This window comes from Streptomyces sp. NBC_01190, from assembly GCF_045039895.1.
In the GTDB taxonomy this organism is placed as follows: domain Bacteria; phylum Actinomycetota; class Actinomycetes; order Streptomycetales; family Streptomycetaceae; genus Actinacidiphila.
This window is the reverse complement of sequence record NZ_CP108580.1, coordinates 6,625,541-6,646,052: the sequence shown is the minus strand read 5'-3', so window position 1 is coordinate 6,646,052 and position 20,512 is coordinate 6,625,541. Positions and strand designations below refer to the sequence as shown.

Below are 20,512 nucleotides of genomic sequence, written 5' to 3'. Positions count from 1 at the left end.
GGTGTCAACGGTGCTACTTCGCACTCGGTCACGTTTTCCCCCGGCGCCGGACGGCCGGTCGCCGTGCTGTACGCGCGGCCCCGGAGCCGGTACGGCGATTGACGGACCGCGGGTCGTCGGGGGTGGCCCGGTCCTTACGGAATACGGACGGCGGCCCTCGGCGGAGCCCGGGCCGTGGTCACTGTCAGTGCCGGGTGGCAGACTCGACGCATGACCAGCTCTCCCGCATCCGTGGCCCCCGGGGACCTTCCGCAGCGGCGCCGGCGGATCCTCGTGGTGGACGACGACCCGACCGTCGCCGAAGTCGTGGCCGGCTATCTCGACCGGGCGGGCTTCGACGTGGAGCGGGTCGCGGACGGGCTGTCGGCGGTGGCCAGGGCGGCGGCGGTGCGGCCCGATCTGGTGGTGCTCGATCTGATGCTGCCGGGCATGGACGGTCTGGAGGTGTGCCGGCGGATCCGGGAGGACGGGCCGCTGCCGGTGGTGATGCTCACCGCGCGTGGTGACGAGGACGACCGGATCCTGGGCCTTGAGGTCGGCGCGGACGACTACGTGACCAAGCCGTTCAGCCCGCGCGAGCTGGTGCTGCGGGTGGAGTCGGTGCTGCGGCGGGCGGGCGGCACACCCGTCGCCGGGCCCTGGCTGCGCTCCGGCGCGCTGACCCTTGATCCGTCGGCCCGCCGGGCCACCCGCGGTGGGGCCGAACTGGCCCTGACGATAAGGGAGTTCGACCTGCTCGCCTTCTTCCTGCGGCATCCGGGCCGGGTGCTGTCCCGGGACGAGCTGATGCGGCGGGTGTGGGGGTGGGAGTTCGGCGATCTGTCGACGGTGACCGTGCATGTGCGGCGGCTGCGGGAGAAGATCGAGGACGACCCGGCAAGGCCCCGGCTGATCAGCACGGTATGGGGTGTGGGCTATCGCTTCGACTCGTCGGACCCGGCGGATCGTGGGGCGGCGGGCCCGGTGGAGGACCTGGTCGAGGGCCTGGCGGCGGACACGGCGGCGGACAGGGCGGCGGACACGGCGAACGGCCTGGTGGCGGGCCCCGCCGAGGGCACGGGCGCGGACGAGGGTGGGCGGCGTGCGTGATCTGACGGTCATCGCGGCGTATGCGGCGGTCGGCGCGGCGGCGGCCGGTCTGCTGGGCGCCTTCGTGCTGCGGCTGCTGCGGCACCGCTCGGTCGCGCTGTCCCTGGCGGTGGTCGCCGCGGTGACCGTCGCGGCGATGCTGGCGGGCACCTTGTCGGTGGCGTGGGCGATGTTCCTGTCCGAGCACGATCTGGGGGTGGTGACGACGGTCTGCGCGATCGCGGGGGTGGTCTCGCTCGCCGTGACGCTGCTGCTGGGCCGCCAGGTGGTGGCGGGCAGCAGGGCGCTGACCCTGGCGACCCGGGCCTTCGGCGACGGTGACCCCTTCGCGGCGCCGGCCGGCGCCCCCACCGCGGAACTGGCCGAACTCGGCCGGGAGCTCGCCGCCACCAGCGCCAAGCTGGCCGCCTCCGCCGAGCGGGAGCGGGCGCTGGAGGCGTCCCGGCGGGAACTCGTCGCGTGGATCTCGCACGATCTGCGGACCCCGCTGGCCGGGCTGCGGGCCATGACCGAGGCGCTGGAGGACGGCATCGCGGTGGACCCGGCGCGCTACCACCAGCAGATCAGGGCCGAGGTGGACCGGCTGAGCGGCATGGTGGGCGACCTCTTCGAGCTCTCCCGCATCCAGGCCGGGGTGCTCGCGCTGTCCCCGGCGCGGATGTCCGTCTATGACCTGGTGGGCGACGCGATCGCCGGCGCCAATCCGCTGGCCGCCGAGCACCGGGTGCGGCTGGTCGGGGACGGCGTCGAGCCGATACCGGTGGAGGTGGACGGCCGGGAGATGACCCGGGTGCTGGCGAATCTGCTGACCAACGCGATCCATCGCACCCCGGCCGACGGGACCGTGGCGGTCTCCGCCCGCCGGGACACCTCGTCGGACTCGGTGGTGCTCTCCGTCACCGACGGCTGTGGCGGCATTCCGGCGGACGACCTCCCGAGGGTCTTCGACACCGGCTGGCGGGGTACGGGTGCCCGCACCCCGCCGGCCGGCGCCGGCCTGGGGCTCGCCATCGTCCGGGGCATCGTGGAGGCCCACCACGGCCGCGCCGCCGTCCGCAACGTCCCCGGCGGCTGCCGCTTCGAGGTGGTGCTCCCGGCGGCCCCGAACTGACCGCCGGGCCGAGCGGGCCGACCGGCTCGACCAGGGACGAACAGGGCCGACCCGGCCGACCGGGGACGAACGGGGCCGACCGGGACGGTTCTGACCGGCGGGAAGCCTTCGGCCGTCGCCGGTCAGAGAAGTGCGGGCACCTCCAGGGTGAGCGTGGCGGCGTCCGCGTCGAGCACGGCGGGCACACCGAGCGGGATGGTCAGCGTCGAGGGGCAGTGGCCGAAGCCGAACTCCTCCACGATCGGCACCCCGAGCCCACCGAGCCGGTCCAGCATCAGGGCGCGGATCTCCTCGTAGGGCCCGCAGTCCTGCCAGGAGCCCAGCACGACACCGGCGACGCCGTCGAGCCAGCCGGAGCGCACCAACTGGGTCAGGATGCGGTCCAGCCGGTACGCCTCTTCGCCCACATCCTCCAGGACGAGGATGCCGCCGGACGCGGACGGACGAGCGTAGGGCGTGCCCAGATCGGCGGCGAGCAGACTCACGCAGCCGCCGAGGGTGACGCCCGCCGCCCGGCCGGGCACCAGGGTGCGTGCGGTCGGCGAGGTCAACGTCCGCTCCTCCTGCGGGCTGAAGAGCAGCCGGCGCAGCCGCTCCTGGCTCGGGCGGTCCCTGACGAAGGTCTCGGTGGCGGCCATCGGCCCGTGCAGGGTCGCCAGGCCCAGCCGGGTGGCGAACGCCTCGTGCAGCGCGGTGATGTCGCTGTAGCCGATGAACGCCTTGGGCGGGGCGTCCCGCATCGCCCCCCAGTCCAGCAGGTCCACCATGCGCTGCACCCCGTATCCACCGCGGGCGCAGAGCACGGCGGACAAGGTGGTGTCGCACCACGCACGCTGGAGGTCGGCGGCGCGCTCCTCGTCGCCGGCCGCCAGATAACCGGTCGGATGCCCGGCCAGCACATGGGGAGCCACCACGGGCTCCAGGCCCCAGCCACGCAGGATGTCGAGGCCGGCGTCGAGCCGGTCGGCCACCACGGGTCCGCTGGGCGCGACGACGCCGATCCGGTCGCCCGGCGCGAGCCGGGGCGGACGGGTCAGCGCGGGCGCGGACGCGGCGGACGGGTCGACCACGAGTTTCAGCAGATCGCCGCTCACCGGGTCAGCTCCAGCACCGGCACGCCGGCCGGGGTGAAGCCGAACACCTGCCCGTAGAGGGACAGCTCGGCCTCCAGGCTCCGCATCATGGTGTCGAGGCGGCGGAAGCCGTGGCTCTCCCCCGCGAAGGCGATGTACGCGTGCGGGATGCCGCGTCCCGCGACCTGGGCCAGGAACCGCTCGCACTGCACTGGCGGGCAGATGACGTCGTCGAGCCCCTGGAGCAGCAGGAACGGCACGGTGATCCGGTCCGCCCGGCTGACCGGTGAGCGCTCCCGGTACCGCTCCGGCACCTCGTCCACCGGTCCGACCAGCGACTCCAGGTACTGGGATTCGAAGTCGTGGGTCTCGCCGCCGCTCTTCGACCAGCCGGTCAGGTCGAGGATCGGGTAGAGCACGGTGCCGCAGGCGTAGGTGGTGGTGGAGGTGAGGGCCGCGGCGCTGGTCCAGCCGCCGGCGCTGCCGCCGCGGATGGCGAGCCGGTCCGGGTCGGCCGCGCCTTCGGCGGCCAGCCCCTCGGCGACCGCCGCGCAGTCCTCGACGTCGACCACGCCCCACTGCTCGCGCAGCCGGTTGCGGTAGGCGCGGCCGTGACCGGTGGAGCCGCCGTAGTTGACCTCGGCGACGCCGATACCGCGCGAGGTGAAGTAGGCGATCTCCAGGTCGAGCACCATCGGGGCCCGGCTGGTGGGACCGCCGTGCGCCCACACCACGTAGGGGGCGGGTCCTTCGCCGGCCGCCGCCGGGTTGCGCGGCGGGTAGATGTGGGCGTGCACCTCACGACCGCCGGGACCGGTGAACACCCGGGCGACGGGCTCGGGGAGGTAGGCCGGGTCGACGGTGTCGTGGTGCGCGCTGCCGATCACCCGGGTGTAGCCGGTGGCGGCGTCCAGCTCGACGACCTCGGCGGAGGTGCCGGCGCTCGCGGCGACGCCCACCACCCGGCTGCCGGCGGCGGCCAGGGTCGAGCTCCACTCGGTCCAGTGGCCGGCGGTGTCGGCGACCTCGCCGGTGGCGGGGTCGAGCAGGCCGAGCCGGACGGCGCCGACGCCGTGCAGTACGGCGATCAGGCCGTGGTCGAGCGGCAGGAACCAGCGCTGGCCGAGCCGCCACAGCGGTCCGGCGAACTCCTCGGCGCGCGGGCAGAGGCCGACCGCGGCGCCGGTCGCCGGGTCGACCCGGTGCAGATTCCACCAGCCGGTGCGGTCGGTGGCGGCGATCAGCGTGCCGTCGGCGGCCCATTCGGCCTGGGCCACCGACTCCTCGGGGCCGCCGATGAGGGTGCGCGCGGGGCCGAGGACCCCGCCGTCCTGGACATCGGCGATCCGCAGTTCGGTGCCGTCCCACGGCATCAGCGGGTGGTCCCAGGCGAGCCAGACCGCCTGCCGGCCGTCCGGGGAGAGCCGCGGCGCGGTGACGAACCGGTGGGCCGGGGCCGTGAGTTCCCGCACCCGGGTCCGGTCGTCGGCGGCCGAGCCGTCGAGCGGCACGGCCACGGGCAGCCGGTGGCAGTCGCTCGGCCCCTCACCGGTGAACTCCTCGAGCACCGCCCACACCTCGCCGCGCTCGGGGCGGACGGTGAGGTCCGCCCAGCGCAGCCCGCCACCCACCGCCGAGAGGGGGGTGAGCGGGCGCGGCGCGGTCTCCGGCTCGTCCGGGCGGAAGAGATAGAGCCGCTGGTCGCCGTGGTGGACGAAGACGATCAGCGGGGCGCCGGCCACGATCGCGCCGGCCCAGGGGATGCCGCCGTACTCGATGAGGCGACTGCGGACGTTCCACGGCGCGGGCAGCGGGCACTCCTCGGTGCCGTCCGCGCGGCGGCGGATCAGGGCGCGCCGGCCGGACTCGGCGGGCCGGGGCGCGGTCCACCACACCTCGTCGCCGACCGTCCCGACGTATTCGGGGCTGCCGTCGTGCGAGGCGGCGGTGGCGGCGTCGATGGGGGACGGCCAGGCGCCGTAGGCGATCTGCGGCAGGGCGAGCGCGGTCATCGGCGGACCTCTCCGTCGGGCGAACCGGTGGCCAGGTGCGAACCGGTGCCGCCGGTCCGTCCGGGTGCTCGCACGGGGCGCCGCGCGGCCGCGGGCGAGCCGTCGGCGGGCACCGCCCCGGTCCCCAGCAGGAAGCGGTTCAGCACACGCACCCCGAAGTGCAGCGCGTCCACCGGGACCCGTTCGTCCACACCGTGGAAGAGCGCCTGGTAGTCGAAGCCGGGCGGCAGCTTGAGCGGGGAGAAGCCGTAGCCGGTGATGCCGAGCCGGGAGAACTGCTTGGCGTCGGTCCCGCCCGACATGCAGTAGGGCACCACGTGGGCCCGCGGGTCGAAGTGTTCCAGCGCCTCACGCATGGCGGCGAAGGCGGGCGCGTCCACCGGGGCGGTGAGCGGCACTTCGTGGTGGTAGTAGTCCCACGACACGTCCGGGCCGGTGAGCCGGTCCATGGTGGCGGTGAACTCCTCGTCGCCGCCCGGCACGATCCGTCCGTCGACGAAGGCGGTGGCGGCGCCCGGGATGACATTGACCTTGTAGCCGGCGTTGAGCATCGTCGGGTTGGCGCTGTTGCGGACGGTGGCCCGGACCAGGTCGGCCGCGGGGCCGAGCCGGTCGAGCAGGGTGTCCACGTCGTCCAGGTCCGCGGGCACCCCGTGCAGGGCGGCGAGTTCGGTGAGCGAGGCCCTGACGGTGTCGGTGATCCGGGCCGGCCAGTGGTGTTCGCCGATCCGTGCGACGGCGGCGGCGAGCCGGCTGACGGCGTTGGCGTGGTTGACCTTCGAGCCGTGGCCGGCCTTGCCGTGCGCGGTGAGCTTGAGCCAGGCGGTGCCGCGCTCGCCGGCCGCGACCGGATAGATCCGCAGGGTGTCGCTCGCGTGGAAGGTGTAGGCACCGGACTCGCTGATGCCCTCGGTGCAGCCCTCGAAGAAGTCGGCGTGCTTCTTGACCAGGTACCCGGAACCGTAAGCGGCGCTGTCCTCCTCGTCCGCGGTGAAGGCCAGCACGATGTCGCGGGGCGGGCGCTGCCCGGTGCGGGCCCAGGCGCGGACGGTGGCGAGCACCATCGCGTCCATGTTCTTCATGTCGATGGCGCCGCGGCCCCAGACCACACCGTCGTGGATCTCGCCGGAGAACGGCGGCACACTCCAGTCGGCGGGCTCGGCGGGCACCACGTCGAGGTGGCCGTGGACGAGCAGGGCGTCGGCCGCCGGGTCGGTGCCGGGGATGCGGGCGACCACGTTGGCCCGGCCGGGAGCGGATTCGAGGATGCGCGGTTCGATACCGGCGTCGGCGAGCTGCTCGGCCACGTACTCGGCGGCGAGCCGCTCATGGCCGTCACCGCCGCCGCGGTTGGTGGTGTCGATCCGGATCAGGTCGGAGGTGAAGCGCACCACCTCGTCGAGAGCCCGCGCGTCGACGTCGGCGGCTCCTTCGGCCGGCCGGCCGGCGGACTCGGCGATCTGCTGCTGCTCAGCCATACTGTTCCTCCACGGCCTGCGAGACGAGTGTGGTGACGGCCTTGAAGGCTCTGATGCCCTCGTACATGGTGGGCAAGGTGTAGGCGACCAGCCGTTCGCCGGTGCGCTCCACGCCGGGCACCACGGCCGCGGCCCCGGCCAGGTGCACCGCGTCGAATTCCACCTCGACCGTGAACGGTCCGGCCTGCGCCGGTTCGTGCCGCACGGCCAGCGCGGTGGCCTCCTTGGCCGCGGCCCCGATGTCGGCGGCGGTGCGGGCGGGTGTCCGGCACACCGCGGCGTACCGCGACACGTAGTCCTTCACGGCGACGGTGCGGGCCTGCGGCGCGTATCCCTGGGCGTCGAGGCCGGTGCGGTCGTCGCCGGTGACGAGCACGACCGGCACACCGTACTCCGCGACGACCAGCGCGTTGAGCCGGCCCTCGCTCGCGGGCGCGCCGTTGACCCACACCCCGGTGATGGAGTTGGCGAGGTAGGTGTGGGCGAGCACTCCTTCGGTGCCGGCGCCGGTGTGATAGCCGACGAAGGCGACGCCGTCCACGTCGCCGTGCTGCACCCCTTCGACCATGGAGAGGTCCTTGTGCCGTCCGGTGAGCATCTGCGCCCGGTCGTCCAGCTTCTCCAGCAGCAGGTTGCGCATGGTCCAGTGCGCCTCGTTGATGAGCACCTCGTCCGCGCCGCCGTCGAAGAAGCCCCGCACGGCGGCGTTGACATCGGAGGTGAACATATGGCGGCAGCGTTGCCACTGCTCGCTGCCGGGCAGCACGTCGGCCGGCCAGGTCACACCGGTCGCGCCTTCCATGTCCGCCGAGATCAGGATCTTCATGCGCAGCACGTTACGCGGCGTCGGGAGGTCGCTGCCAGAGCCGTTGCCCGACCTGTGGACAACTTCAATGGTCTATACCACTGTTGAGTGGCCCGCACACCCCTTCACCAGCCCTTTTCACCCGATCGCCACACGCGCGACCGTCATGGCGAACTCGATGAACGGCGACGGTTGTTCATCCGCCGTGCGCGCCCGCGGCGGCCGTCGCCGCCCCGCCGCCGACCGGCCCGGGGCACTCCGCGGACCGCCGAAAAACCCTTGGCGTATTCCGCCGGTCCATGATTCGTTGACCCAGACCCAGACCCAGACCCACCGCCGCCGGGCATGAAGAGGCCGGATGCGTCCATGAGGGAGGTATGGACTCATCACGACTAATTCGGACGCCCGCCCGCGCATAAGCAACCGAACCGACCGTGCTAGCGTCCGAAGTCTCTGTTCGAGCTACGCTCCTGCGCGGCAGTTCGACCCCGCCGGACGGGACCCCGGCCGGGACGCTCAGCCCCCGCTACCGGAAGAGGCCATGTGACCACCTGGCAGCAGCCCGCGCGCTTCGGCGTCGTCCGGGCACCGCGGGCACTCATCAGGAGGGTCGACCCGCGCCACCCCGTTGTGCTCGCCACGGCGATCTCGGCGGTGCTGCACCTGGTGTGGGCCCTCTTCCTGGCCAAGGACTCCGGCGACATGGCCGCCCAGTACGCGTGGACCAACTTCATACGCGCACATCCCTCCGCCTCGTACAACCTCTCCTGGTACGGCGGTATCCACCCGGCGTCGTACAGCATCCTCTCCCCGTACATCATGGCGACGCTCGGGGTCAGGACCACCGCGGTGCTCGCCGGCACGCTCTCCACGACGGTGGCCACGGCGCTGCTGGTCCGGTCGGGGGTGAAACGTCCGCTGCTGCCGGTGCTGTGGACGGTGTTCGCTCTTTGGTGTGATGTCATCTCGGGCCGGGTGACCTTCGCGCTCGGCATGCTCTTCGCCCTGGTGTCGACCGCGCTGCTCTTCCCGGCCGAGAAGGCGGTCCGCGGGCACTCCTCCCGGCTGGCGGTGGCCACCGCGATGGCCGCGCTGGCCACCATGTGCAGCCCGGTGGCCGGGCTGTTCCTGCTGGTCGTGGCGGCGGCGCTGTTCCTCGGCAAGCGGCGCAAGGACGCCTACGTCCTGGCCGCCGCGCCGCCGGTGGTGGTGGGCGCGACCTCGCTGCTCTTCCCCTTCTACGGAGTGCAGCCCTTCAAGTGGTATTTCGCGATCATCCCGCTGGCCATCGCGGTGGTGATCGCGCTGGTGGTGCCGAAGTCCTGGCGGTCGGTGCACCTCGGCGCCGCGGTGTACGCGCTGGGTATCGCGCTGACCTGGGCCATCCCGTCGCCGATCGGCAGCAATGTGGAGCGGCTCTCGCTGCTCTTCGGCGGCACCGTGATGCTGATGGTGGCGATGGGCAGCACCTGGGGCACCCGCCGCACCGTAGCGGTGTGGCTGGCGTTCGCCGGAGTGGCGGGGTGGCAGATCACCCGGCCGATCGTGGACCAGGTGACCACGTCCGTGGTGGCCTCGACGGTCAAGAACGCCGGCCCGCTCATCTCCGAACTGCGCGATGTACGGGCCGACCGGGGGCGGGTCGAGGTGGTCCCGCTGCGCTCGCACTGGGAGGCGACCGGCCTGTCGCCGTACGTCAACCTGGCCCGCGGCTGGAACCGGCAGGCCGATGTGGAGCGCAACCCGCTCTTCTACGACGGGACGCTCACCGCCGACTCCTACCGGGACTGGCTGCGCCACTGGAGCGTCAACTACGTGGTGCTTCCGGCCGACCGGCCGGACGGCGCCGCGGTCGCCGAGGCCGCGCTGGTGGCGGCCGGGCAGACCTGGCTGCGGCCGGTGTGGCACGACGCCAACTGGCGCCTCTACCAGGTCACCGGCGCCGCCCCGCTCGCCGACCCGCCGGCCGTGGTGGACGAGGCGGGGCCCGCCGAGCTGACGGTGACGATGCCCCGGCCCGGCTCGGTGGTGCTGCGCATCCCGTGGTCCCCGGTGCTGGGCGTCGAGGGTGCCTCCGACAACAAACACGGCTGTGTGACGGCCGACGGCGACTGGACGCGGCTGTACGCGCCGACGCCAGGCAAATACCGGATCGGCGGCAGCTACGCGCTGATCCGCGGCACGCAGTGCGACAAGGAAGAGGTCAAGAGCGGCAACGGCACCGACACCGAATCCCCCGCCGACCAGTAGGGGCGGGGGCCGGTGGGGCCGGTGGCCTCTCTTGGCCGCCGAGCCGGGATCGCGCGGGCCGGCGCGGCTTCCCGGTGTCGGGCCGGGCCAGGCTAGGCCCGCGCTAGGCCGCGCTAGGCCGCGCTAGGCCGCGCTAGTCTTCGTGGCCCAGTTGGAGATCCCGTTCGGTGCGGCCGCCGCCGGCCACCTGAAGCACCGTCGCCACCGGCGGGTAGCCCGCCGCGATCACGGTGTACTCCCCCGCCGCCAGGTCCACGAACCGGAAGTGACCGTCGGAACCCGTGGTCACCGAGTCCACCACGTTGCCCGCCGCGTCCAGCAGGGTGACCCGGGCGTCCTCCACCAGTCTGCCGCCGGGCGCGCGGACGACACCGCGCAGCACCGCGCCGCCGGCCAACTCCACGTCCTGCCGGGTCTCGCGGGACGCCTGCACCGACACCGGCAGCGCGGTGGGCCGGAAGGCGAGCGCGCTGGCCGCCAGGGTGTACTCGCCCGCGACGAGTTCGGTCAGCGCGTAGAGGCCCTCGCGTCCGCTGCGGGCGCTGGCCACCACGTCCCCCCGCACATCGGTGAGGGTCACCACCGCGTCCCTGACCGGGGTGCCGTCGGCGGTCCGCACCGCCCCCGCGAGGCGTCCGGCTCCGCCGAGCACCACATCCAGCTCCACCGGATGGTCGCCCACGGTGATGCTGACCGCCTGCGGCTGATGACCGCCGGCCGCGGCGATCAGAACGTAACTGCCGCTGCCCGGGGTGCTGAGCGCGTACCGCCCGTCCTCGGTGGTGGCGCCGCGGCCGACCTGGCGGCCGGAGACGTCGATCAGGGTGAGGGCGGCGCGGCCGACGGTGGTGCCGTCGGAGTGCTGGACGGTGCCGCAGACGGCCACCCCGCCCAGCGGCGCCCGGCGGGCACCGGGCACCGGCGCTTCGGGGCCGCTCTGCCCGTTGGCGGCGCGGGTGTCGGTGAGGACACCGCCGGCCGGGGTGCGGGCGGGGTCGTAAGGGGTGTCGTAGGGAACGTCGTAGGCGGGTTCGTACGCCGTCGGGGCGGTGGGGCCGTGCTGGGTCACCAGGGGTTTCTCCTTGAGCAGGAAGGCGAAGAGGAAGCCGAGGACGAGGACCGGCACCAGATAGAGGAAGATCCGGGGCATCGCGTCGGCGTACGCGGTGATGTAGCCCGCGCGCACCGGCCCCGGCAGGGTGCGGACCAGTTGCGGGGTGATCGACTGGGGGTCGGGCAGCTTGACGCCGTGCGGGAGTTCGACGGCCAGCCGCTTGGCCAGCCGGTTGGCGAACAGCGTGCCGAAGACGGCCGCGCCGATCGAACCGCCGATCTGCCGGAAGTAGTTGTTGGCGCTGGTGGCGCTGCCGATGTCGGCGGGACGGACCGAGTTCTGCACCGCGAGCACCAGCACCGGCAGGATCATGCCCATGCCGAGACCGAGCACCGCCATATAGAGGCTGTACGCGAGCTGCGAGGTGTCGGCGTCCAGCAGCGACAGCAGATACATACCGATCACGGAGAGCGCGCCGCCGACGACCGGGAAGATCTTGTAGCGGCCGGTGCGGCTGATCAGCTGTCCGCCGACGATGGAGGCGGCCACGACGCCGAGCATCATCGGCAGCATCAGCAGCCCGGAGCCGGTGGCGCTCGCGCCCTCCACCATCTGGAGGAAGGTCGGCAGATAGCTGGCCGCGCCGAAGAGCGCGACGCCGACGACCGCGCCGATGATCGCGGAGGTGGTGAAGACCCCGTCACGGAAGAGCCGCAGCGGGATGACCGGCTCCACGGCGAAGCGTTCGACGAGCAGGAAGAGCAACGCGCACACCACCGCGCCGACGCCGAGGCCGAGGATCTCCCGCGACCGCCAGCCGTAGGTCGAGCCGCCCCAGGTGGTCAGGAGCACCAGGCAGGTCGATCCGGCGGCCAGCAGCAGGGAGCCGAGGACGTCGAGCTTCGGCCGGGTCGGCGGTTTGGCGCGTCTCAGCACCACACTGATGACCGCGAAGGTGACCAGGCCGAACGGCACGTTGATGGAGAAGCACCAGCGCCAGGAGGCGTGGTCGGTGAAGAAGCCGCCGAGCAGCGGTCCCGCGACGGAGGCGACACCGAAAGCGGCGCCGATCAGGCCCATGTAGCGGCCGCGCTGCCGGGGCGGCACGATGTCGGCGATGATCGCCTGCACGCCGATCATCAGCCCGCCGCCGCCGATGCCCTGGACGGCGCGGAAGGCGATGAGTTCGTCCATCGTGCGGGACCAGGCGGCGAGCGCGGAGCCGGCGACGAAGATGAGGATCGCGCACTGGAAGACGATCTTGCGGCCGAAGAGGTCGCCGAGTTTGCCGTAGATCGGCAGGCCGATGGTGGAGGCCAGCAGATAGGCGGTGACGACCCAGGACATCTTGTCGAGGCCGTGCAGCTCGCCGACGATCTTCGGCAGCGCGGTGGCGACGATCATCTGATCGAGCGCCGCCAGCAGCAGGGCGAGCATCAGGCCGAGGAAGACCAGCCGGAGCCGGCGCGGGCTGAGTTCGCCGGCCGCGGCCCCGGGGTCTCCGTGGCCGGCCGGCCCGCCGCCCGGTGGCTCGCCCCCCTGGCCTCTCGGGCCGCCCGGCTGGGGCGGCGCCGCCTCCGCATCCGTCGCCGTACGCTCGATCAGCGTGCCACTCACTCCTGCCGCTCCCCTCGTCCCGCCTGCTTCGCCACCGTTTCCCGCTGGAGGCGACAACGACGAACAGGCGCGACGATTCTCAGGAAGTAGCGAAAACCACCCTTATCGGTGAATGATCGGGAAGCGAGCGCCCGGACACCCGGCCCGGCCGGTCGTCGTTACGGCTGTCCCGGCCCTTCCACGTCGGAGGCGAGCGAGCCGAGCACCGCGTCGTAGATCCGGCTGATGCCCTTGGGGGCGAAGGTCCGCTCGAAGAAGCCGCCGATGCCGCCGGCGCCCTGCCAGGTGGTGACGACCACGACCCGGCTGCGGCCCTCGCCGGCCGGGGTGACGGTCCAGGTGCTGACGAAGCTGGAGTTGCGGTCGGTCTCGACGAGCTGCCCGGGGGTGGGCGCGGTGACGTCGAAGAGGAAGTCGCGGATGCGCTTCTTGGTGGCCTGGAGCTTCCAGTGCACGACGGTGCCGGCGCCCTTGCCGCCCTCCACGACCTCGTACTCGCTGAACTGCTCGGGGAGCAACCGGGCGCGGGTGCCGGCGTAGTCGGCGAGCGCGTCGTACACCCGCTCGGGTTCCGCCTCGATGATGCGCTCGGTGGTGGCCTCGACCAGCGCCATGACGTTCCTCGTTCCGTGGGTCGGTGACTGGGGTGTGTACCGCACGCCGTGTGTCGCGCGTCGCACAGCCAATCACATCCGCTTTTCGAATTTCTGTTCTATTGTGGCCGAGGAGGAGGGGACCGACGACCGAAGGAGGACGCGATGCGCTGGGACCGGCTCGACCGCGACGATTCCGCGGGTGCGCTGTTCGGTACGGACGCGGTGACGACCCGTACCTTCGACACCCCCGGCTTCCGGGGCATCACCTTCCACGAGATACGGGCCCGCACGATCATCAACAAGGTGCCCGGCATGTCACGGATGCCGTTCGAATGGACGGTCAACCCGTATCGCGGTTGCAGCCACGCGTGCGTCTACTGCTTCGCCCGCAAGACCCACAGCTATCTGGACCTCGACACCGGCCGTGACTTCGACTCGCAGATCGTGGTGAAGACCAACGCCGCCGAGCTGCTGCGCCGCGAACTGGCCGCGCCGCGCTGGCAGGGGCAGCACATCGCCATGGGGACCAACGTCGACTGCTACCAGCGGGCCGAGGGGCGGTACCGGCTGATGCCCGGCATCCTGGAGGCGCTGCGGGACCGGGCCAATCCGTTCTCGATCCTCACCAAGGGCTCGCTGATCCTGCGCGACCTCGAACTGCTGCGGCAGTCCGCCACCGTGACCGAGGTGTCCCTCGCGCTCTCCGTCGGATTCGTCGACGGCGAGCTGTGGCGCACCGTGGAGCCGGGCACGCCCTCCCCCGAGACACGGCTGGCCGTCTGCCGCACCCTCGCCGAGCACGGCCTGGCGCCTTCGGTGCTGATGGCGCCGGTGCTGCCCTTCCTCAGCGACTCCCCCGAGCAGTTGCGGGCGACGGTGCGGGCGATCGCGGCGGCGGGCGGCGCGTCGGTGAGCCCGATCGTGCTGCACCTGCGGCCGGGCGCCCGCGAGTGGTACATGGCGTGGCTGGCACGCCACCACCCGCATCTCGTACGGCGCTACGAAAGCCTGTACGCGGGCGGGTCGTACGCGGCCAAGTGGTATCAGCGGCAGATCACCCGCCAGGTGCACGAGTTCGCGGCGGAGTTCGGCTGCGGGCCGCTGCCGCGGGGGCGGCAAGTGACGGACCCGGCGGCGGCCGAAGAGACCGGGACGGCCGCCGCCGGCTCCGAGGCGGCGACCGGTCGGGGCGGTCGGGGCGGTCGGGGCGGTCGGGGCGGTCGGACCGATCCAACCGACCCGACCGGTCCGACCGTTCCCGCACCGGCGGCCGCCGGTGCGCGGGCCGGCGAGAATATCCAGCTCACCCTGCTCTGATCTTCCGTAGAGTCCCGGCATGGTGCGTACGAGGGCGATGACCCTGGAGGACATGGCGGCCGTTTCCCGGCTCCGGATCGAGGGATGGCGGGCCGCGTACGCCGGCATCGTGCCGCGGAGCTATCTGGACGCCATGGACCCGGACGAGGAGGCGGCCCGCCGCCGGGAGTGGCTGGCCACGTCGGCGGGCCGGGTGCGGAACCTGGTGGCCGTCCAGCCCGGCGGTCCTGCCTATGAGGAGAGCGGGGCCGGTCCGGAGGGTACGGGCAACGGGGGGATCCGGGCGGGTGGTGCGCGTGGCGCGGACGGGGAGATCGTGGGCTGGGCCGCGTTCGGCCCGTACCGCGGGGAGCCCGAGACCACCGCGGACGGCGAGTTGTACGCCCTCTACGTACGCCCCGACCGGATCGGCACCGGGGTGGGCCGTGCGCTGATCGCCGCGGTGATCGATCGGTCGGCCGGCCTCGGGCGGCGCCGCCTGCTGCTGTGGGTGCTCGCCGACAACCACCGGGCCCGTGGCTTCTACGCCCGGGCCGGCTTCACCGCCGACGGCGCGGAGACGACGGACCGCTACGACGGGTTGCCGCTGACCGAGCTGCGGTATGTCCGTCCGCTGGCTCCGCCTCCTGGTCCAGCAGCCCCCTGAACACGGGGTGTTCCGCGGCGGCCCGCAGCGCCTCTTCGCCGGCCGCGGGCAACGGCTCGCGGGCGCTCAGGGTGCGCAACCCCCGGGCGCAGGCCACCGCGACCCGGTCGTGCCCGGGCTGCCCCTCGGCGAGCAGCCGCCGCAAGGTCGTGGTGAGCGCCGCCGCGGCCTCGGGCGCGCGGAGTTCGACGAGCAGGCGGATGGCGGGCAGCGCGTAACCCACCCGCAGCGGATTGGTGGCGAGCGCGGCGGCGGCCCGGCCGGTGCGCGGATCGCCGAGGCGCAGCAGCGCGGTCGCCGCCCGGCCGGCCCGGGTCTCGTCGCGGTAGTTGAGGAGCAGCGCGAGCGTCTCGAACGCGCGCCGGTCACCGGCCTCCGCCAACTCGACGGCGGCGTCCTCCCGTACGTCGAGCGGCTGTCCGGGGGCGGTGAGGACCGCGGCGAGGCGGTCGCGTGACGCGGAGTCCATCGGCCCACTCTAGGGTCGGCAGCTCTCCCGCTCCGGCCGCCCGCGCGGCGGCGCACGGTCGCCCGGACCACCCCGTGGGCCACCGCGGCGACGGGGCCGCCCATCGATAGGCCGCTCATGTGAAGAAGGTTCGCATCACATGGGCGCAGGGTCTGGCCATGAAGTTACTCGCGGGTTACCCTCGGCTGGACGGGTGTTCGGCGGTCGGTGACGCAGCCGCCGGGCATCGGTTCGTCGTCGGTTCGTCGCGGCTCGACCCAGTTCACACCTGCTCACTTCAGCTCACTTCAGCTTGAAACAGCCACGTTCGACAGCGCCGGCGGGACCCCGGGACAGGGTCCGGCCGGCCGGTTCGCGCGGGCGCGCGGTGCATCACCGCGCCTGGCCCGCGACTCCTTCACCCTCCGCCGTGGCCGGCGCTCCGACGCCCCGGTGCCTCACGCTTCTGGAGTCACGCGATGAACCCTCCGTCCGCCCTTTCGGCGTCCCCCACGTCCGCCGCATCCTCCTCGTCCACCGCATCCCCCTTGTCCCCCACGTCCGCCGAACCGGCAGAGCTCTCAGCCCCCTCGGCGCCCCCCGTCACCTCCCGTCTCGCCGTGGCCGTCGTCGGTCTCGGCACCATGGGCACCGGCATCGCCGAAGTGCTGGCCAGGGGCGGCCATCAGGTGATCGGCATCGACGTCAGCGACGCCGCGACCCGCCGGGCGGCGACCCGGTTCGAGGCGTCCACCGCGCGGGCGGTCGCACGCGGGCGGATGTCGGCCGCGGAACGGGTCGGCGCGCTCGCCAGGTTCCGTACGTCGGTCGCCCTGACGGACGCCGCCGCGGCCGATCTGGTGATCGAGGTGGTGGACGAGCGCTACGCCACCAAGCGCGAGGTGATCACCGCGCTCGACCGGATCGCCAAGCCGGGCGCGATCCTGGCCACCGGCACCAACGCGCTGTCGGTCACCGGGCTGGCCGCCGAGACGGCCCGTCCCGACCGGGTGCTGGGGCTGCACTTCTTCGCGCCGGCCCAGGCGATGCGGCTGGTCGAGGTGGTGTCCACCGTGCTGACCTCGCCGGAGGCGACCGCGGCGGTCATGGCGCTCGTCCGCGGCTTGGGCAAGGAGCCGGTACCGGTGGGCGACCGGCCCGGCTTCATCGCCGATGGACTGCTCTTCGGCTATCTCAACCGGGCCGCGGCGATGTACGAGGCCGGATACGCCACCCGGGAGGACATCGACGCCGCGATGCGGCTCGGCTGCGGCCTTCCGATGGGCCCGCTGGCGCTGCTCGACCTGATCGGGATCGACACCGCGACCACCGTGCTCGACGCGATGTACGAGGCCGGCCGCGGCCGGCCGCACGCTCCCGCGCCGGTGCTGCGGCAGCTCACCGCGGCCGGGCTGCTGGGCCGCAAGTCGGGCCGCGGCTTCTACACGTACGCGGCCCCCGGCGACCCGGCGCCGGTCCCGGACGCGCGGCCGCCCGGCGGCGCCCGCTCTCCGGCGGCCGACGGGCGGCGCGTGCGAACCGTGGGCGTGGCCGGTTCGGGGACGATGGCCGCCGGCATCGCGGAGGTCTGCGCGACGGCGGGTCTCAATGTGGTGCTGACCGCCAGGAGCCCGGAGAAGGCCGGGTCGGCGCTGGCGCGGATGGCGGCGTCGCTCGACCGTTCGGTGGCCAAGGGACGACTGACGCCGGGGCAGCGGGACGAGGCGGTGGCCCGGGTGACGCCGGCCGGTTCCTACGACGCGCTGGCCGGCGCCGATCTGGTGGTGGAGGCGGTGGCGGAGGATCTCCCGGTGAAGCGGCGGCTCTTCCGGACGCTCGACGAGGTGTGCCGGCCGGGCGCCGTACTGGCCACCACCACGTCCTCGCTGCCGGTGGTGGCGATCGCCCGTGCCACCGCGCGCCCGCAGGACGTGGTGGGCCTGCACTTCTTCAACCCGGCGCCCGCCATGCGGCTGGTCGAGGTGGTCAGGACCGTGCTGACCGCCGACGATGTGGTCGCCACCGCCCACCAGGTGGCCGGCCGGCTCGGCAAGCACGCGGTGGACTGCGGCGACCGGGCCGGTTTCATCGTCAACGCGCTGCTCTTCCCCTACCTCAACGACGCGGTGAAGATGGTGCAGGACCATTACGCGACCGTGGACGCCGTCGACACGGCGATGAAGCTGGGCGGCGGTTATCCGATGGGGCCTTTCGAGTTGCTGGACGTGGTCGGCCTGGATGTGTCGCTGGCGATCGAACGGGCGCTGCACGAGGAGTTCCGCGACCCGGGTCTGGCACCGGCCTCGCTGCTGGAGCAGTTGGTGTCCGCGGGCTGTCTGGGCCGCAAGACCGGCCGGGGTTTTCGCGAGTACGGGGCCCGTTGAGGGGCGGCGGGGCGAGAGCTGAGCGCGAACCCGGCGGCCCGGGGCGGTTTTCCCCCGACCGCCGGGCCCGGCGGTTCGGCGTGTTACGTTCCCCGCATGCCCCAGTCCGTGAAGTCCGGCGCCCCCGAGACCGCGAACGGCCGCCGCGTCGCCGCCCAGCGCCACCGGGTGCGCCAGGACCTCGCGGCGGCGGCGATGCACCTGTTCGCGACGCAGGGGTACGAGGCCACCACCGTCGACGAGATCGCGGCCGCCGCCGGGGTGGCCCGGCGTACCTTCTTCCGGCACTTCCGCGCCAAGGAGGAGGCGATCTTCCCGGACCACGACGACACCCTGGTCCGGGTGCAGGCGGTGCTGGACTCGGCGGACCCGCGCGAGCACCCGCTGGACACGGTGTGCCGGGGGATCACCGAGGTGCTGCGGATGTACGCGCAGGTGCCGGAGGTGTCGGTGGAGCGCTATCGGCTGACCCGCGAGGTGCCGACGCTGCGCGAGCGCGAGATCGCCTCGGTGGCCAGGTACGAGCGGCTGTTCACCCGGTATCTGCTGGGGCACTTCGACGAGGGCGCGCACCGGGACGGCGACGACGACCCGCTGCTGGCCGAGGTGGCCGCCTCCGCGGTGGTGGCGGCGCACAACCATGTGCTGCGGCGCTGGCTGCGGGCCGGCGGCAAGGGCGATGTGGAGGCGCAGCTCGATCATGCCTTCGAGGTCATCAAGACGACGTTCGGCAATGGGATCGGTGCCGGCCGGATACCGTCCCGGGTGGCGGTCGAGCCGGCGACCACGGTGTCCCGGCACGGCGAGGTGGTGGTCGCGGTGGCCCGTACGGACGCCTCGCCCGCCGAGATCCTGCGCACCATCGAGGAAGCGCTGCGCAAGGCCTGAGGCCCTGCCCGTATGTCCTGCCGCCATGCCCACTATGCCCGCTATGCCCTGCCCCGGATGCCCCTGCCCGGCACGCGCCGGGCGGCCGCTGTCGCTCATGTGCGGGCCGCGGTTCACAGCTGAGTGAAATTCTTGGCACCCAGTGTCTTTACCACTGGCACGCCGTGCCATAACCTGTCCGGCACCGGGCGGCCGTCCCACCGCCCCTGAGCCTGCGTCACAGGCCCGCCGCATCCCCGCGGCCCCTTCACCCTGACGACTTCGAACTGCTCATCCGCTCGGCGAACCGACGACGGCACGCGATCCCTCGACGCCCTCAACACCCGCGTTTCCAGCCGGAGGCGAGTCATATGAAGGAAATCCTGGACACCATCCTCGCGCCGGACAGTTCCGCCGCCGACTTCGCGGCCGTGCGACTGCCCGAGACGTACCGCGCGGTCACCGTGCACAAGGACGAGGCCGAGATGTTCGCCGGCCTCGCCACCCGGGACAAGGACCCCCGCGCGTCACTGCACCTGGAGCAGGTGCCGCTCCCCGAACTCGGCCCCGCCGAAGCCCTCGTGGCGGTGATGGCCAGCTCGGTCAACTACAACTCGGTCTGGACGTCGATCTTCGAACCGGTCTCCACCTTCTCCTTCCTTGAGCGTTACGGACGGTTGTCGCCGCTCGGCAAGCGGCACGACCTGCCCTACCACGTCATCGGCTCCGACCTGTCCGGTGTGGTGCTGCGCACCGGGCCCGGGGTGAACAAGTGGCGGCCGGGCGACCGGGTCGTCGCGCACTGTCTGAGCGTGGAGTTGGAGTCCCCCGAAGGGCACAACGACACGATGCTCGACCCGGAGCAGCGGATCTGGGGCTTCGAGACCAACTTCGGCGGCCTCGCGGAGATGGCGCTGGTGAAGGCGAACCAGCTCATGCCCAAGCCGGAGCACCTCACCTGGGAGGAGGCCGCGGCCCCCGGTCTGGTCAACTCCACCGCCTACCGGCAGCTCGTCTCGCGCAACGGCGCCGGCATGAAGCAGGGCGACAACGTCCTGATCTGGGGGGCGGGCGGCGGACTCGGTTCGTACGCGACCCAGTTCGCGCTGGCCGGCGGCGCCACCCCGATCTGTGTGGTGTCCAGCCGGGAGAAGGCGGAGATCTGCCGGCGGATGGGCGCCGAGGCGATCATCGACCGCGGCGCCGAGGACTTCAGGTTCTGGAAGGACGAGCACCACCAGGACCCGCGCGAGTGGCGGCGGTTGGGGGCGCGGATCCGCGAACTGACCGGCGGGGAGGACGTGGACATCGTCTTCGAGCACCCGGGCCGGGAGACCTTCGGCGCCTCGGTGTACGTCGCCCGCAAGGGCGGCACCATCGTCACCTGCGCGTCCACCAGCGGGTTCCTGCACGAGTACGACAACCGCTATCTGTGGATGAGCCTCAAGCGGATCGTCGGTTCGCACTTCGCCAACTACCGCGAGGCGTGGGAGGCCAACCGGCTGGTCGCCAAGGGCCGGATCCATCCGACGCTCTCCCGCACCTATCCGCTGGCCGACACCGGGCAGGCCGCCTACGACGTCCACCACAACCGCCATCAGGGCAAGGTCGGGGTGCTCGCGCTGGCGCCCGAGGAGGGGATGGGCGTGACCGACCCGGTCCTGCGGGCCGAGCACCTGCCGGCCATCAATCTCTTCCGGGACGCCCCCGCGGCGGCCGCCCGGCCGGGCCGGGCCGCCTGATGACGGCGGAGGCTGCCGAGCCG

15 protein-coding genes are annotated in these 20,512 nt (G+C 72.9%); 8 read left to right on the top strand and 7 right to left on the bottom strand.

The window, feature by feature from the left end:
* Nucleotides 1-210: 210 nt before the first annotated feature.
* The gene (locus OG519_RS27875) at nucleotides 211-1,089 is read left to right on the top strand and encodes a response regulator transcription factor (protein ID WP_405589444.1); all 879 of its coding nucleotides are present in this window, start codon (nucleotides 211-213) and stop codon (nucleotides 1,087-1,089) included.
* Nucleotides 1,082-2,200, top strand: coding sequence for a sensor histidine kinase (locus tag OG519_RS27870; RefSeq protein ID WP_405589441.1), 1,119 nt, complete (start codon nucleotides 1,082-1,084; stop codon nucleotides 2,198-2,200). Before OG519_RS27875 ends, OG519_RS27870 begins: the two co-directional genes overlap by 8 nt.
* A gap of 122 nt (nucleotides 2,201-2,322) precedes the next feature.
* On the opposite strand, the gene OG519_RS27865 is transcribed toward OG519_RS27870, so the two are convergent.
* The 4 genes from OG519_RS27865 to OG519_RS27850 are packed head-to-tail and all read right to left on the bottom strand — an operon-like array spanning nucleotide 2,323 to nucleotide 7,589.
* On the bottom strand, nucleotides 2,323-3,294 hold the full coding sequence (locus OG519_RS27865; RefSeq protein WP_405589438.1) for an LD-carboxypeptidase: 972 nt from the start codon (nucleotides 3,292-3,294) through the stop codon (nucleotides 2,323-2,325).
* Nucleotides 3,291-5,285, bottom strand: coding sequence for a prolyl oligopeptidase family serine peptidase (locus OG519_RS27860; protein ID WP_405589435.1), 1,995 nt, complete (start codon nucleotides 5,283-5,285; stop codon nucleotides 3,291-3,293). Before OG519_RS27860 ends, OG519_RS27865 begins: the two co-directional genes overlap by 4 nt.
* Nucleotides 5,282-6,763: a M20/M25/M40 family metallo-hydrolase gene (locus OG519_RS27855; RefSeq protein WP_405589432.1), complete on the bottom strand. Its 1,482-nt coding sequence runs from the start codon at nucleotides 6,761-6,763 to the stop codon at nucleotides 5,282-5,284. The genes OG519_RS27860 and OG519_RS27855 overlap by 4 nt, the downstream gene beginning before the upstream one ends.
* On the bottom strand, nucleotides 6,756-7,589 hold the full coding sequence (locus OG519_RS27850) for a M55 family metallopeptidase (RefSeq protein ID WP_405589429.1): 834 nt from the start codon (nucleotides 7,587-7,589) through the stop codon (nucleotides 6,756-6,758). Before OG519_RS27850 ends, OG519_RS27855 begins: the two co-directional genes overlap by 8 nt.
* 522 nt (nucleotides 7,590-8,111) lie before the next feature.
* Between OG519_RS27850 and OG519_RS27845 the strand changes: the two genes are divergently transcribed.
* Nucleotides 8,112-9,818, top strand: a complete 1,707-nt coding sequence (locus tag OG519_RS27845) for an MFS transporter (protein ID WP_405589426.1) — start codon at nucleotides 8,112-8,114, stop codon at nucleotides 9,816-9,818.
* A gap of 133 nt (nucleotides 9,819-9,951) precedes the next feature.
* On the opposite strand, the gene OG519_RS27840 is transcribed toward OG519_RS27845, so the two are convergent.
* Both OG519_RS27840 and OG519_RS27835 read right to left on the bottom strand, forming a co-directional pair.
* Nucleotides 9,952-12,489, bottom strand: coding sequence for an MFS transporter (locus OG519_RS27840; protein WP_405589423.1), 2,538 nt, complete (start codon nucleotides 12,487-12,489; stop codon nucleotides 9,952-9,954).
* A gap of 158 nt (nucleotides 12,490-12,647) precedes the next feature.
* Complete coding sequence (locus OG519_RS27835) at nucleotides 12,648-13,103, bottom strand: SRPBCC family protein (RefSeq protein ID WP_405589420.1); 456 nt, start codon at nucleotides 13,101-13,103, stop codon at nucleotides 12,648-12,650.
* A gap of 144 nt (nucleotides 13,104-13,247) precedes the next feature.
* On the opposite strand from OG519_RS27835, the gene OG519_RS27830 reads away from it, so the two are divergent.
* Together OG519_RS27830 and OG519_RS27825 are read left to right on the top strand one after the other, a co-directional pair.
* Complete coding sequence (locus OG519_RS27830) at nucleotides 13,248-14,402, top strand: Rv2578c family radical SAM protein (protein ID WP_405589417.1); 1,155 nt, start codon at nucleotides 13,248-13,250, stop codon at nucleotides 14,400-14,402.
* A 19-nt stretch (nucleotides 14,403-14,421) separates the two neighbouring features.
* Nucleotides 14,422-15,048, top strand: a complete 627-nt coding sequence (locus OG519_RS27825) for a GNAT family N-acetyltransferase (RefSeq protein WP_405589414.1) — start codon at nucleotides 14,422-14,424, stop codon at nucleotides 15,046-15,048.
* Here OG519_RS27825 and OG519_RS27820 read toward each other — a convergent pair.
* Entirely contained in the window at nucleotides 14,942-15,517 is a 576-nt protein-coding gene (locus tag OG519_RS27820; RefSeq protein ID WP_405589411.1) for an adenylosuccinate lyase, read from the bottom strand. The two genes, OG519_RS27825 and OG519_RS27820, sit on opposite strands and share 107 nt — an antisense overlap.
* 458 nt (nucleotides 15,518-15,975) lie before the next feature.
* Here OG519_RS27820 and OG519_RS27815 point away from each other — a divergent pair, with 458 nt between their 5' ends.
* The 3 genes from OG519_RS27815 to ccrA all read left to right on the top strand — a co-directional run bounded on the left by OG519_RS27815 (nucleotide 15,976) and on the right by ccrA (nucleotide 20,489).
* Nucleotides 15,976-17,880 (top strand): 3-hydroxyacyl-CoA dehydrogenase family protein, encoded by a 1,905-nt coding sequence (locus OG519_RS27815; RefSeq protein ID WP_405589409.1) that lies wholly within the window; start codon nucleotides 15,976-15,978, stop codon nucleotides 17,878-17,880.
* 96 nt (nucleotides 17,881-17,976) lie between these two features.
* Nucleotides 17,977-18,768 (top strand): TetR family transcriptional regulator, encoded by a 792-nt coding sequence (locus OG519_RS27810; protein ID WP_405589407.1) that lies wholly within the window; start codon nucleotides 17,977-17,979, stop codon nucleotides 18,766-18,768.
* A gap of 350 nt (nucleotides 18,769-19,118) precedes the next feature.
* Entirely contained in the window at nucleotides 19,119-20,489 is a 1,371-nt protein-coding gene (ccrA, locus tag OG519_RS27805; RefSeq protein WP_405589405.1) for a crotonyl-CoA carboxylase/reductase, read from the top strand.
* Nucleotides 20,490-20,512 lie beyond the last annotated feature (23 nt).

Excerpts from the sequence above, each read along its gene's own strand:
- OG519_RS27810 (WP_405589407.1), top strand. The coding sequence starts at position 17,977 with ATGCCCCAGTCCGTGAAGTCCGGCGCCCCCGAGACCGCGAACGGCCGC.
- OG519_RS27860 (WP_405589435.1), bottom strand. The coding sequence starts at position 5,285 with ATGACCGCGCTCGCCCTGCCGCAGATCGCCTACGGCGCCTGGCCGTCC.
- OG519_RS27820 (WP_405589411.1), bottom strand. The coding sequence starts at position 15,517 with ATGGACTCCGCGTCACGCGACCGCCTCGCCGCGGTCCTCACCGCCCCC.
- OG519_RS27875 (WP_405589444.1), top strand. The coding sequence starts at position 211 with ATGACCAGCTCTCCCGCATCCGTGGCCCCCGGGGACCTTCCGCAGCGG.
- OG519_RS27835 (WP_405589420.1), bottom strand. The coding sequence starts at position 13,103 with ATGGCGCTGGTCGAGGCCACCACCGAGCGCATCATCGAGGCGGAACCC.
- OG519_RS27815 (WP_405589409.1), top strand. The coding sequence starts at position 15,976 with ATGAACCCTCCGTCCGCCCTTTCGGCGTCCCCCACGTCCGCCGCATCC.
- OG519_RS27850 (WP_405589429.1), bottom strand. The coding sequence starts at position 7,589 with ATGAAGATCCTGATCTCGGCGGACATGGAAGGCGCGACCGGTGTGACC.
- OG519_RS27830 (WP_405589417.1), top strand. The coding sequence starts at position 13,248 with ATGCGCTGGGACCGGCTCGACCGCGACGATTCCGCGGGTGCGCTGTTC.
- OG519_RS27855 (WP_405589432.1), bottom strand. The coding sequence starts at position 6,763 with ATGGCTGAGCAGCAGCAGATCGCCGAGTCCGCCGGCCGGCCGGCCGAA.
- ccrA (WP_405589405.1), top strand. The coding sequence starts at position 19,119 with ATGAAGGAAATCCTGGACACCATCCTCGCGCCGGACAGTTCCGCCGCC.
- OG519_RS27825 (WP_405589414.1), top strand. The coding sequence starts at position 14,422 with ATGGTGCGTACGAGGGCGATGACCCTGGAGGACATGGCGGCCGTTTCC.